This window comes from Herbaspirillum sp. SJZ106, from assembly GCF_006715495.1.
Lineage (GTDB): Bacteria > Pseudomonadota > Gammaproteobacteria > Burkholderiales > Burkholderiaceae_D > Herbaspirillum.
The window spans coordinates 899867-912135 of sequence record NZ_VFNI01000002.1 but is presented as its reverse complement, the minus strand read 5'-3'; the positions used below and the strand labels follow the sequence as shown (position 1 = coordinate 912135).

The following is a 12269-nucleotide window of genomic DNA, read 5'->3' as shown; positions in this document are numbered from 1 at the left end:
CTTGCCGCACCAGGAATACCGAACCATGACCACCATCGCCACCAGCCCTGCAGCAGCCATGCCACTGGCCGAACCGACACCGCAGCAACTCAGGCGCGAACTGCGCGCCGCCGACACCCGCAAGCGCGTCGCCGCCCTGGCGCTGATCGCGCCGCTGGCGATCTTCCTGCTGCTGACCTTCGTCGCGCCTATCGTGGCGCTGCTGCAGCGCGCCGTCGAAAATCCCGAAGTCGCGGCCACGCTGCCGCGCACCGTGGCCGCGCTGGCCAAATGGGACCGCCAGGCGCTGCCGCCCGACCTGGCCTTCGCCGAACTGGCCGAAGACCTGGCGCGCGCCAAGGAAGACACCACCGCCGGCCAGCTGGCGCGCCGTATCAACATCGAGTTGTCCGGCGCGCGCTCGCTGATCATGGGCACCGCGCGCGCCATGCCCCTGCGCGATGCCGCGGGCAAGCCCCTGGCGCCGTCCACCGCCAAGGACGCCCTGATCGCCCTCAACCCGCAATGGGGCCAGCCGGACGTCTGGCGCGTGATCGCGCAGAACGGCTCGCGCTATTCCCCCTATTACCTGCTGGCCGCGATGGACCTGCGCCAGAACGTCTACGGCGACATCGTCCAGGCCGCCCCCGACGCTTCCATCTACCGCACCATCTTCGGCCGCACGCTGTGGATGAGCGCGGTCGTGACCATCATCACCCTGCTGCTGGCCTATCCGCTGGCGTACTGGCTCTCCACCATGAGCGAACGCCGCGCCAACCTGCTGATGATCCTGGTGCTGATCCCGTTCTGGACCTCGATCCTGGTGCGCGTGGCGGCCTGGATCGTGCTGCTGCAATCCGAAGGCCTGGTCAACAAGGCGCTGATGCTCACAGGCATCACGCACGCGCCGCTGGAGATGGTGTTCAACCGTGTCGGCGTGTACATCTCGATGACGCACATCCTGCTGCCCTTCATGATCCTGCCGCTGTACAGCGTGATGAAATCGGTGCCGCCAAGCTACCTCAAGGCCGCCGTGTCGCTGGGCAGTCATCCCTTTGCCGCGTTCTGGCGCGTGTACGTGCCGCAGACCTATCCCGGCATCGGCGCCGGCGTGCTGCTGGTGTTCATCATGGCCGGCGGCTACTACATCACGCCGGCGCTGCTGGGCGGCCCCAATGAGCAAATGGTGAGTTACTTCATCGCCTACTTCATCAACACCACCATCAACTGGGGCATGGCCTGCGCCCTGGGCGCGCTGCTCCTGACCGGCACGCTGGTGCTGTACGGCGTGTACCGCCGCTTCGCCAAGCTCGATGCCGGCATCGCCTGACGCGCCGCCGGCCAATACAGGAACCGCCATGAACAAACCGCCTCTCTTCCCGCCCTACGTCTCGCTGGCCGAGCGCCTGTGGTTCTTCGTCTCGCGCAGCTTCAACCTGCTGGTGCTGCTGTTTCTGGTCTTGCCGATCCTGGTGATGATCCCGCTGTCGTTTTCCGACAGCAGCTTCCTGATGTATCCGATCAAGGGGGTGTCGCTGCGCTGGTACCAGAACCTGTTCGCTTCCGATGACTGGATGCGCGCGGCGCAAAACAGTTTCATCGTGGCCCCCGCCGCCACGGCGATCGCCACCGTGCTCGGCACGCTGGCGGCGGTCGGCCTGAACAAGGCCGACTTTCGCGGCAAGGGCGTGCTGATGGCGGTGCTGATCTCGCCCATGATCGTGCCGGTGGTGGTGGTCGGCGTGGGCGTGTACATGTTCTTCGCGCGCATCGGCCTGTCCGACAGCTACCTCGGCCTGATCCTGGCGCACGCGGCGCTGGGCGCACCGTTCGTGGTCACCACCGTGCTGGCCACGCTGCAGGGGTTCAACCACAACCTGGTGCGCGCCAGCTTGAGCCTGGGGGCCGGCCCCTTGCGCACCTTCTTCCGCGTCACGCTGCCGGTGATCGCGCCGGGGCTGATCTCGGGCGCGCTGTTCGCCTTCGCCACCTCCTTCGATGAAGTGGTGCTCACGCTGTTCGTGGCCGGCCCCAACCAGGCCACGCTGCCGCGCCAGATGTTCGCCGGCATCAAGGACAACATCAGCCCGACCATCGCCGCGCTGGCGACCATCCTGATCATCTTCTCGACCTGCCTGCTGCTGGCGCTGGAATGGCTGCGCGGACGCAACAAGGCGGCCGCGCGCTTCTGACTTATCCGAGGAAACCATCATGCCGCAACTACAACTGAAAGACCCTTCCCTGCTGCGCCAGCAAGCCTACGTCAACGGCCAATGGCGCGATGCCGACGACGGCGCAACCCTGGATGTGTTCAACCCCGCCAACGGCGAACTCCTGGGACAGGTGCCGCAGATGGGCGCGGCCGAGACGCGGCGCTCCATCGAGGCCGCCAACGCCGCCTGGCCGGCCTGGAAAAAGAAGACCGCCAGGGAACGCAGCGCCATCCTGCGCCGCTGGCACGAGCTGATGCTGGCCAACGCCGACGACCTGGCGCTGATCATGACCGCCGAACAAGGCAAGCCGCTGGCCGAGGCCAAGGGCGAGATCGGCTACGCCGCCTCCTTCATCGAATGGTTCGCCGAGGAAGGCAAGCGCACTTATGGCGACACCATCCCCTCGCCCTCGCCGTCCAGCCGCATCGTGGTGGTCAAGGAAGCCATCGGCGTATGCGCGGCCATCACGCCGTGGAATTTCCCGGCCGCGATGATCACGCGCAAGGCAGGCCCGGCGCTGGCCGCCGGCTGCCCGATGGTATTGAAGCCGGCCGAGGCCACGCCGTTCTCGGCGTTGGCGCTGGCGGTACTGGCCGAACGCGCCGGCATCCCGGCCGGCGTCTTCAGCGTCGTGACCGGTTCGCCCCAGGCCATCGGCGGCGAGATGACGTCCAACCCCATCGTGCGCAAGCTGTCCTTCACCGGCTCGACCGCCGTGGGCAAGCTGCTGATGCAGCAATGCGCTGCCAGCATCAAGAAACTGTCGCTGGAACTGGGCGGAAACGCCCCCTTCATCGTCTTCGACGATGCCGACCTGGATGCCGCGGTCGAAGGCGCGATCGCCTCCAAGTATCGCAACGCCGGCCAGACCTGCGTGTGCGCCAACCGCATCTACGTGCAGGACGGCGTCTACGACGCCTTCGCCGCCAAACTGGTAGCGGCGGTGCAAAAGCTGGAAGTAGGCGACGGCATGGACCAGAACACCACGCAAGGGCCGCTCATCAATGAGCAGGCGGTGCAAAAGGTCGAGCAACATGTGGCCGACGCCGTGGCCAAGGGCGCTCGCGTGCTGCTGGGCGGCAAGCGGCATGCGCTGGGCCACGGCTTCTTCGAACCCACCGTTCTGGCCGACGTGACGCCGGCCATGCGCGTGGCGCGCGAGGAAACCTTCGGGCCGATGGCGCCGCTGTTCCGTTTCAAGACCGACGAAGAAGCCTTGGCGCTGGCCAACGATACCGAATTCGGCCTGGCCAGCTATTTCTACTCGCGCGACATCGGCCGCATCTGGCGCGTGGCCGAAGGCCTGGAGAGCGGCATGGTTGGCATCAACACCGGCCTGATCTCCAACGAGGTGGCGCCCTTCGGGGGCGTCAAGCAGTCCGGCCTGGGGCGCGAGGGTTCGCACTATGGCATCGACGACTACCTGGTCGTCAAGTACCTGTGCATGGGCGGCATCTGAACCGAGGCTGACGCGCCTGCCGGATCCCGGCTTGCATGGAGGAGACGGCGGGTGCGGCAACGTTGGCAAGCCCGGGAAGATCTATCCGCGCCCCATCTTTTCCAGCAGCCGCGCCTTCACTTCCGGCCATTCGTCATCGATGATGGAAAAGCGCACCGAGTTGCGCTTGCGGCCATCCGGCATGATGCGCTCGTGGCGCACGATGCCTTCCTGCCGGGCACCCAGGCGCAGGATGGCGGCGCGCGAACGGTCGTTGAGTTCATCGGTGGTGAACTGCACCCGCACGCAATCCATCGCTTCGAAAGCATGCCGCAACAGCAGGTATTTGGCCTCGGTATTGACGCCGGTACGCTGGAAGGATTGCGACAGCCAGGTATGGCCGATTTCCAGCTTGCGGTTGGCGGCGTCCATCTTCCAGAAACGCGTGGTGCCGATGACTTTCCCGCCGGCGCGCTCGATGATCACAAATGGCATGACAGTGCCGGCCGCCCATCCTTCCAGCGCGGTAGCGAGATAATTGTCGATGGTCTTTTCGCCCGGCACCACGGTCAGCGTCATGTTCCACAACTGGCCATCTGCGGCGGCATCAAGCAAGGCCTGGCGATGCCCGGCCGCCAGCAGCCGGAGTTCGACGAGAGTGCCGGTGAGCACCGGCTGCGGCGCGAGGAAAGCGGACATGCGGCTCCGGGAGCAAGTTGGGATGGGACGGCCATGATGCCGCACCGCGCATCCGCGCGCGATGAACAGATGCGCGCAAATCCCCGCGCAACAGATGCAGAGGGATGCCCTCCCCCGCCCCGCTCAGCGTGCCGGCAGTCCCTTGATGAACTCATCCAGCTGGCGCGCATAGAAGCGCGCCATGCCGGTGGTGCCGTGGCCGCGCGTCTGCACGCTGGCCGGGATCAGCAGCAGTTGGGCATTGGGCATGCCCTTCAACACATCCTGCAAGAGGCCGGTTTCCGGCGGGTTGCGTTCATCGTCGGCGGAGTTGATCGCCAGCAGCGGCACCTTGATCTTCGGCAAACCCGGCATGGCGTTGTAGTCGGCCGAGGAGCCCCACTGGTAGATGAAGTCGTTGGCGTCGGCCGTCACCGGTGCGGCCAGGCGCTCATCGACCAGCTTGTCGGCCTGGGCACGGGTGCCGGCGATCTGCTGGTACGCCAGCGTGCCGCCGTTGGTGGCGACCACGAACATACTGTTGGCCAGGCGCAGCGAAGGCGGCTGCACGGTGTAGTTGCCGTTGTTCCAGGCCGGATCCTGCCTGATCGATTCGACCAGCAGGCGCCGCATCATCCAGTTGCGGCTGGACATTTCGGTGGGTTGCGACGCCATCGGCACCAGCGCGTCGGCGAAACCGGGATACGTGCCGCCCCACAGCCAGGTCTGCATGCCGCCCATGGAATTGCCGATGATCAGGCGCAGGCGCCGGATGCCCAGCCCTTCGGTCAGCATGCGGTATTGGGCCAGCACCATGTCGGCATAGTTGTACTGCGGGAAAGCGGCGCGCAAGCCGTCCGAGGGCTTGGTCGACTTGCCCACGCCGATGCCGTCCGGGATCACGATGAAGTATTTGCTGGCGTCCAGCGGCTGGCCGGGGCCGAACAGCTCGCCGCCGAAATCCTTGCCCAGCATGGCGCCGGCGGTCTGGTAGGTGCCGTGCAGCACCAGCACCGCCGGGTTGCCGGGATTGCCGATGGTGACGTAATGCAGGCGCAAGTTGTCCAGCGACTGGCCGTTATGGAAGACGAAGCTCGGCGCGACCCAGTCGCCCTCCACCGGCGCCGGATGGCCGGCCGCGCCCGCCGGCGACGATGCGCACAGGCCGATGGCCGCAGAGGACAACAACATGCCGGCAAAACGCCGGCTGCAGGAAAACAGGTTCATTGGGTTCCTTGTAGGAGGACTGCGTTGCGAAAAGCGTCATCCTAACCGCGCTCCCCTGGCAGCGCAAAACCGCACCGCAACATCAGGCGCCAATGCGTCCCGCTTCAGGCGGGCACATGGGCCATGGTGGCCTGCATCAGTGCGACCACCTTGCTGCCGCCCGCGGTGAACGCATGGACTTCGCCGCTGCAGACCGCCAGTGACCTGCCCGAATTCTGCACACGGCCGATCGCCAGGAAGCGCTCGCCGATGGCCGGGCGCATGAGGTTGATCTTGAATTCGACGGTGACCACTTCGCAACCGGCCGGCGCCCTGGTCAAGGCGGCATAGCCGCAGGCGCTGTCGACGATGCTGGTGGTCGCGCCGGCATGCAGGTAGCCGTGCTGCTGCGTCAGGTGCGCGGAAAAAGGCAGGGCGATATGCACCTCCCCGTCGGCCACCGACACCAACCCGGCCCCCAGCGTCTGCATCAGGCCCTGGGCATTGAAACTGGCGGTGATCCGCTCTTGCATACTGTTCATCTGGATGGTCTCCCTGTATGTTTTGGTGTGGCTGGCCGCCTGGCGGCGCCCGAGATGTAACAACTGTAAGAGATCGCTTACAAAATCTTGCAACCGGAAACCGTGTGCCATGTAACTATCTGCAGCATCTCCCCTTGGCATCGGGGTCGCCCGGGCCACCGGGCACTACCGAAGAATTTCACCACTTCAAGAAAAACGTCATCATGAAAACAATCCATAAAATGACCGTCATCTCCGTCACCATCTGCGCGCTGGCCGTATTGAGCGGTTGCAGCAACATGTCGCGGCGAGACAAGAATACCGCCGTCGGCGCCGGCGTCGGCGCGGTGGCCGGCGCCATCCTGACCGGCGGCAGCGGCATCGGCACGGCCGGCGGCGCTGCCGTGGGCGGAGTGATCGGCCACCAGATCGGCAGGTAATCCCTCCCGGGCCGACCTGAAGCCCGGACAAGCCGCTTCACCAAACCGTCATATTTCCCGGCCATACTTGCATGCCTGAACAGAACCGGGCGGCGCCGTCACTGGCGCCGCCCGGTTTTCCTGTCGCATCGCAACAAGGCTGGCATCCATGGCATTGACTCTTGAAGACATCGGCCTGCTGTTTCAGCAACATGGCCACACGCAATACACCGGCGAACCCGTCACGCAGCTGGAGCACGCGCTGCAAACCGCCGCCCTGGCGGAGCGGGAAGGCGCATCGCCCAGCCTGATCGTGGCCAGCCTGCTGCACGACTTGGGCCATATGTTGGAAGACAATGGCGCCACGCCAACCATGGCCGGCATCGACGACCTGCACCAGTACCGCATCCTCCCCTTCCTGCGCCAGTTGTTCGACGAAGACGTGCTGGCGCCCATCCGCCTGCACGTCGATGCCAAGCGCTACCTGTGCGCGGTCGATCCGGCCTACTTCTCCACCCTGTCCGAGGATTCGGTGCGCAGCCTGCAGCTGCAAGGCGGCATCTTCGATGACGACGGGGTTCGGGATTTCATCGCCCGGCCCCATGCGACCGATGCCGTCAGGTTGCGGCGCTGGGACGACCTGGCCAAGGAGGCCGGATGCGCCACGCCCGATTACGCGCACTTCTCGGCTTATTTCACCCACTGCCTGCGGGCATCCGCGACCTGATCCCGGCCGCGGGAAATGCCCGCGCGCCTCATTGCTTCTCTGACACGCACTCCACCGGCAAGGCCTCGGCATGCCATTGCAGCATGCCTCCGGCCAGGTTGGCCACCTTGCCGAAACCGGCCTTGCCCAGCATCGCGCAGGCTTGCGCCGAACGAACGCCCGAGCGGCATACCGCCACCACCGGCCGTTCACGATCCAGCTCCGCCAGCCGTTGCGGCAATTGCGACAAGGGCAGCAGCCGCGCACCCGGCAAGTGACCCAGCCGGTCGATGAATTCCGACTCCTCGCGCACATCCACGATCTGCACGGCTGATGCATGTTCCAGCAGCGCCATCGGCGCGATTTCCCAGATGCCGCTGAAACGCAAGGTCAGCGGCGCCCAATCGGGCATGTCCAGCGGCGGCGCATCGCCCTCGGGACGGCCGCAGCGCAGGTTGGCGGGCACCGCCTGCGCCATCAGCTTGGGATGCGGGAGGTTCAGGTTGCTCATGTAACCGACGAAGTCGCCGACATCCACCCCGCCGCCCAGGCGGGGATTGAACAGGCGCTCTTCGGCCACGCTGGTGACGGTGACGCCGCGATAGTCGTGCGCCGGGTACAGCAGGCAGGCATCGGGCAAGCTCAGGATCTGCTCCCGCACCGAGGCGAACAGCTGGCGCGGGTCGCCCTGCTGGAAGTCGGTGCGCCCGCAGCCGCGGATCAGCAGGCTGTCGCCGGTGAAGGCCATGCTGCGGTCGTCCAGCACATACGTCAGGCAACCGTTGGTGTGACCGGGCGTGGCGCGCACGTCCAGATGGCGTGAGCCGAAGGCGATGCGGTCGCCATGCCTGAGCGGGCGGTCCGCCAGCTCGGCGCCGGCGGCCTGCGCCACGGCAATGGCGCTGCCGCAACGTTGGCGCAGGCGCCAGGCGCCGGTGACGTGGTCGGCATGCACATGGGTATCGAGCGTGGCCAGCAGGCGCAAGCCAAGCTCGTCCAGCAACGCCAGATCGCGCGGGACCTGCTCATAGACCGGGTCGATCAGCAGCGCCTCGCCGCCATCGCCGAGCAGGTAGGTGTAGGTGGACGAGGCGGCGTCGAACAATTGGCGAAAAATCATGATCGGGAACGTAGAACGCAAAACAGAAAAGGAGCGCCGCGCCTGTGGATATCCAGATACGCCGCGCCGCAATTTTTCCATCATATCAAACCGCTCATGCAACCAGTCCTCCGCCCGCAGAACCATCCCGGGCAGCGATGGCGGCCTCATCCGCAACGGCTGCATTTTGTGTTTGACAAAGCTGCATTTACGTCGCATTCTGTATACAGAACACGATAAAACCAACAATATCCCAACCGCAATCCAACCCACAACCGAGGAGACAAGCATGCAACTCACCCCCCAGCAGCTCAAGGATTTCGATGAACTGGGCTACCTGTTCCTGCCCGAATGCTTCAACGCCGACGAAATCGCGCTGTTGAAACAGGAAGCCGCCAACGTGCTGGCGCAGCAGCGCCCCGAGATCTGGCGCGAAAAGAACGGCGCGCCGCGCACCGCCTTCGCCGCCCACACCTATAACGATGCCTGCAACATCCTGGCTTCGCACCCGCGCCTGGTAAAGCCGCTGCAACAGCTGTTCGGCGAAGACGTCTACGTGCACCAGTTCAAGATCAACGCCAAGGCAGCCTTCACCGGCGAGGTCTGGCAATGGCACCAGGACTTCCCCACCTGGCATGCCGACGACGGCATGCCGGAAGCGCGCGCGATGAACATCGCCGTGTTCCTGGATGAAGTGATGCCGATCAACGGCCCGCTGATGCTGGTGCCGCGCAGCCACAAATCGGGCGCGCTCAAGTCCGAGCACGACCTGGAAACCACCTCGTATCCGCTGTGGACGCTGGACCAGCCCACCGTTACCGAGCTGGTGGAAAAGAACGGCATCGTCACCCCCACCGGCCGCGCCGGCGGCGTGCTGATGTTCCACGCCAACCTGGTGCACGGCTCGGCCGGCAATATCACGCCTTACCCGCGCCGCATCGTCTACCTGACGCTCAATGCGGTCTCCAATGCGATCCGCAAGCCGACCCGCCCGGAATTCATCGCGCATCAGGACTTCACCCCGGTCAAGCCCACCGCCGACGACGCGCTGTCCCGCTACATCGGCCAGAAGGCGGCGTAAGCCATAAGCCTTTTGGGTTTCCCTGTTCCCATCCGCCGGCGCGCAATGCGCCGCGCGGATGGGCAAACGCATCGCCGCATCCGCATCGGAAACAAAAGCGGAAACCGGCATGGCGATGCGCGTAATCGACAATTGATTGGCAATTGATCGGCAATCGGATTGGCAACACCGCAACGCGCTTGACCCGTCGCATCCCGCCCTACCTGCATCTCGTAGCCACCCGGCCGTGTCGCCTGCGGCCGCATATAAAAAGCCAACGGAGACACCCATGAACCACTTCAACTCGCGCCGCGACTTCCTCAAGACCGCCTCGGCGGCGTCGCTCGCCCTTGCCGCCGGCAGTTGGTCGCAGCGCGCCAACGCCGCCGAATTCGTCCTCAAATACGCCAACAACCTGGCCATGACGCACCCGATGAATATCCGGGCCGCCGAAATGGCCAAGGAGATTTCCGAGCAATCCAAGGGCCGCATCGAACTGCAGATCTATCCCAACAACCAGCTCGGCGGCGACACCGACATGCTGGCGCAGGTGCGCTCGGGCGCCATCGACATGTTCACCCTGTCCTCGCTGACGCTGGGCACGCTGGTGCCGGTGGCGCAGATTTCCGGCATGGGCTTCGCCTTCAAGGATTACGACACGGTCTGGGCCGCGCTGGACGGCGACCTCGGCGCCCACATGCGGCAAGAGATCCAGGGCAAGTCGACCCTGTTCGCCTTCGAGAAGATCTGGGACAACGGCTACCGCCAGATCACCAATAATGCCAAGCCCATCCGCAATCCGGACGACCTCAAGGGCATGAAGCTGCGGGTGCCGCCCAGCCCGTTGTGGACTTCGATGTTCAAGGCGCTGGGCGTGTCGCCCACCAGCATCAATTTCGCCGAGGTCTATTCGGCGCTGCAAACCGGCATCGTGCAGGGCCAGGAGAATCCGCTGGCGATCATCTACACCGGCAAGCTCTACGAAGTGCAGAAATACTGCTCGCTGACCAACCACATGTGGGACGGCTTCTGGATGCTGGGCAACAAGAAATCCTTCGAGCGCCTGCCCAGGGACTTGCAGGAAATCGTCCGCGCCAACGTCAACGCCGCCGGCGTGAAGCAGCGTGAAGACGTACGCAAGCTCAACGAATCGCTGGCCGGCGAACTCAAGGCCAGGGGCATCCAGCTCAACGATGCCGACCATGAGGCCTTCCACGCCAGGCTGAGGCAGGTCAAGTTCTACGACGAATGGCACAAGAAATTCGGCGACCAGGCCTGGAGCATCCTGGAGAAGTACAGCGGCAAGCTGTCCTGAAGGCGGGTTTCAGGCAGCGGGAACAGGCGCGCGGCAGATTTTTGTCACGCGCCTGTTGCATTTTTGGGGCATCATCGCGCAACATCGCGCAGCCGCCTGGCGCATTTGCCCGTCATCGCGGCCATCGCAGCGCATCCCATTCACCACATGCAGCCCGGATCGCCCATGGAAATCCTGCACAACATCAATCTCGACTCCCTGCTCGACACCGTCATCAGCCTGACCGCCGCCTTCATCCTGGGCGGGTTGATCGGGCTGGAACGCCAATACCGCCAACGCACCGCCGGCCTGCGCACCAACGTGCTGGTGGCGCTGGGCGCGGCGGTGTTCGTCGACATGGCCAACCGCATGGGCGGCCATGAAGGCGCGGTGCATGTGGTGGCCTATGTGGTGTCGGGAGTGGGCTTTCTCGGCGCGGGCGTGATCATGCGCGAAGAAGGCAATGTGCGCGGCATCAACACCGCGGCCACGCTATGGGGCTCGGCCGCGGTGGGCGCTGCCGCCGGCGCCGACCTGATCCTCGAAGCCATCGTCGCCACCATTTTCGTGCTGGCCGCCAACACGCTGCTGCGCCCGGTGGTCAACACCATCAACCGCAAGCCGCTGGACATGCCGTCGGTGGAAGTCACCAACACCCTGCACCTGATCGTCGACAGCGAGCACCAGAAGCACGTGCTGGCCCAGGTCAACCAGATGCTGGAACAAAGCCGCTACCCGACGCACGACCTGGAAATACGCTCCTTCACCGAAGACGAGGTGGAAATCGAAGCCACGCTGGCCGCCACCTCGGTCGACGGCGACGAGCTGGACGCCCTGGTTGCCCGCCTGCAGGCGCTGCCGGCGGTCAAGCAGGCCTTCTGGAGTCCCAGCACTACCGACTGAAGCGGGTTGCGCGCCATGGCCGGCAGGCTACGCGCGGCGCCGCGATGCGTTATCATCGTGGGCTTGTGCCGCCCTCTCCTGTGCCGCCCTCTCCTGCCATTACCGCCATGCACCTGATCAACTGGTCCGCCGTCCTCGCCGTTTTTTCCGTCTATATCACCGGCGTCATCATTCCCGGCCCCAACTTCGTGGCGGTGCTGCACAAGGCCGCCTCCTCCACCCGTGCGGCGGCGCTGGCGCTGGTGGCCGGCATCGTGCTGGTCAACCTGTTCTGGGCCTCCTGCGCCATCCTGGGCGTGGGCATCGTGTTCGCCGCCTTCCCCTGGGTGGCGTTGATCGTGAAAGTGATCGGCGCGGCTTACCTGCTGTGGTTCGGTTCGCGCCTGATCTCCAGGGCCAGCCACAAGCAACTGGGCGCCGCGGCCGCCGGGATGGCGCAGACCGACGACCTGAAGTCATCCTTCATCCAGGGTTTCCTGACCAATATCGTCAATCCGAAATCGATGGCATTCTTCGCTGCCGTGTTCGCCTCGGCGGCGCCGGCGCATGTGTCGTGGCCGACCTTCGCGGCCATGCTGGGCGTGGTGCTGGTGGTGGCGGGAAGCTGGTACAGCTTCCTGGCGCTGGTGATGTCGCACGGCGGCGTCGCCGCGCGCTACCGCAAGAGTGCGGTATTGGTCGACCGCTGCTGCGGCAGCCTGATCGTGTTCCTGGGGATTCGCCAACTGATCCGCTGACGGGGGATCGTGCCGG

13 protein-coding genes are annotated in these 12269 nt (G+C 65.1%); 9 read left to right on the top strand and 4 right to left on the bottom strand.

What is annotated here, in order from left to right:
* Window positions 1–25 precede the first annotated feature (25 nt).
* Genes FB598_RS09360 through gabD form a run of 3 tightly spaced genes read left to right on the top strand, consistent with a single transcriptional unit; the run spans window position 26 to window position 3651 of the window.
* Window positions 26–1309, top strand: coding sequence for an ABC transporter permease (locus tag FB598_RS09360; protein WP_141913430.1), 1284 nt, complete (start codon window positions 26–28; stop codon window positions 1307–1309).
* Window positions 1310–1337: 28 nt separating this feature from the next.
* Complete coding sequence (locus tag FB598_RS09355; protein ID WP_141913431.1) at window positions 1338–2171, top strand: ABC transporter permease; 834 nt, start codon at window positions 1338–1340, stop codon at window positions 2169–2171.
* A gap of 19 nt (window positions 2172–2190) precedes the next feature.
* The gene (gabD, locus tag FB598_RS09350) at window positions 2191–3651 is read left to right on the top strand and encodes an NADP-dependent succinate-semialdehyde dehydrogenase (RefSeq protein ID WP_141913432.1); all 1461 of its coding nucleotides are present in this window, start codon (window positions 2191–2193) and stop codon (window positions 3649–3651) included.
* Window positions 3652–3732: 81 nt separating this feature from the next.
* Here gabD and FB598_RS09345 read toward each other — a convergent pair whose 3' ends face one another.
* The 3 genes from FB598_RS09345 to FB598_RS09335 form a co-directional block, all read right to left on the bottom strand.
* Entirely contained in the window at window positions 3733–4329 is a 597-nt protein-coding gene (locus FB598_RS09345) for a GNAT family N-acetyltransferase (RefSeq protein WP_141913433.1), read from the bottom strand.
* Window positions 4330–4452: 123 nt separating this feature from the next.
* Window positions 4453–5535: an alpha/beta fold hydrolase gene (locus FB598_RS09340; protein ID WP_141913434.1), complete on the bottom strand. Its 1083-nt coding sequence runs from the start codon at window positions 5533–5535 to the stop codon at window positions 4453–4455.
* Between the two features lie 104 nt (window positions 5536–5639).
* Window positions 5640–6056: a PaaI family thioesterase gene (locus FB598_RS09335; RefSeq protein WP_141913435.1), complete on the bottom strand. Its 417-nt coding sequence runs from the start codon at window positions 6054–6056 to the stop codon at window positions 5640–5642.
* A 203-nt stretch (window positions 6057–6259) separates the two neighbouring features.
* Between FB598_RS09335 and FB598_RS09330 the strand changes: the two genes are divergently transcribed.
* Window positions 6260–6475, top strand: coding sequence for a glycine zipper 2TM domain-containing protein (locus FB598_RS09330; RefSeq protein ID WP_141913436.1), 216 nt, complete (start codon window positions 6260–6262; stop codon window positions 6473–6475).
* A 148-nt stretch (window positions 6476–6623) separates the two neighbouring features.
* A complete protein-coding gene (locus FB598_RS09325) occupies window positions 6624–7181 on the top strand; it encodes a phosphonate degradation HD-domain oxygenase (protein ID WP_141913437.1) in 558 nt (185 codons plus the stop codon).
* Window positions 7182–7209: 28 nt separating this feature from the next.
* Here the strand turns inward: FB598_RS09325 and FB598_RS09320 are convergent, their stop codons facing one another.
* Window positions 7210–8280, bottom strand: coding sequence for an MBL fold metallo-hydrolase (locus tag FB598_RS09320; RefSeq protein ID WP_141913438.1), 1071 nt, complete (start codon window positions 8278–8280; stop codon window positions 7210–7212).
* A gap of 268 nt (window positions 8281–8548) precedes the next feature.
* Between FB598_RS09320 and FB598_RS09315 the strand changes: the two genes are divergently transcribed.
* The 4 genes from FB598_RS09315 (at window position 8549) to FB598_RS09300 (ending at window position 12253) form a co-directional block, all read left to right on the top strand.
* Window positions 8549–9340: a phytanoyl-CoA dioxygenase family protein gene (locus FB598_RS09315; protein ID WP_141913439.1), complete on the top strand. Its 792-nt coding sequence runs from the start codon at window positions 8549–8551 to the stop codon at window positions 9338–9340.
* 268 nt (window positions 9341–9608) lie between these two features.
* Window positions 9609–10634, top strand: a complete 1026-nt coding sequence (locus tag FB598_RS09310; protein ID WP_141913440.1) for a TRAP transporter substrate-binding protein — start codon at window positions 9609–9611, stop codon at window positions 10632–10634.
* A 165-nt stretch (window positions 10635–10799) separates the two neighbouring features.
* Window positions 10800–11516, top strand: a complete 717-nt coding sequence (locus FB598_RS09305) for an MgtC/SapB family protein (protein WP_141913441.1) — start codon at window positions 10800–10802, stop codon at window positions 11514–11516.
* Window positions 11517–11629: 113 nt separating this feature from the next.
* On the top strand, window positions 11630–12253 hold the full coding sequence (locus FB598_RS09300) for a LysE family translocator (RefSeq protein WP_141914177.1): 624 nt from the start codon (window positions 11630–11632) through the stop codon (window positions 12251–12253).
* Window positions 12254–12269: the final 16 nt, after the last annotated feature.

Coding starts and splice junctions, on each gene's coding strand:
- FB598_RS09360 (WP_141913430.1), top strand. CDS start 26: ATGACCACCATCGCCACCAGCCCTGCAGCAGCCATGCCACTGGCCGAA.
- FB598_RS09355 (WP_141913431.1), top strand. CDS start 1,338: ATGAACAAACCGCCTCTCTTCCCGCCCTACGTCTCGCTGGCCGAGCGC.
- gabD (WP_141913432.1), top strand. CDS start 2,191: ATGCCGCAACTACAACTGAAAGACCCTTCCCTGCTGCGCCAGCAAGCC.
- FB598_RS09345 (WP_141913433.1), bottom strand. CDS start 4,329: ATGTCCGCTTTCCTCGCGCCGCAGCCGGTGCTCACCGGCACTCTCGTC.
- FB598_RS09340 (WP_141913434.1), bottom strand. CDS start 5,535: ATGAACCTGTTTTCCTGCAGCCGGCGTTTTGCCGGCATGTTGTTGTCC.
- FB598_RS09335 (WP_141913435.1), bottom strand. CDS start 6,056: ATGAACAGTATGCAAGAGCGGATCACCGCCAGTTTCAATGCCCAGGGC.
- FB598_RS09330 (WP_141913436.1), top strand. CDS start 6,260: ATGAAAACAATCCATAAAATGACCGTCATCTCCGTCACCATCTGCGCG.
- FB598_RS09325 (WP_141913437.1), top strand. CDS start 6,624: ATGGCATTGACTCTTGAAGACATCGGCCTGCTGTTTCAGCAACATGGC.
- FB598_RS09320 (WP_141913438.1), bottom strand. CDS start 8,280: ATGATTTTTCGCCAATTGTTCGACGCCGCCTCGTCCACCTACACCTAC.
- FB598_RS09315 (WP_141913439.1), top strand. CDS start 8,549: ATGCAACTCACCCCCCAGCAGCTCAAGGATTTCGATGAACTGGGCTAC.
- FB598_RS09310 (WP_141913440.1), top strand. CDS start 9,609: ATGAACCACTTCAACTCGCGCCGCGACTTCCTCAAGACCGCCTCGGCG.
- FB598_RS09305 (WP_141913441.1), top strand. CDS start 10,800: ATGGAAATCCTGCACAACATCAATCTCGACTCCCTGCTCGACACCGTC.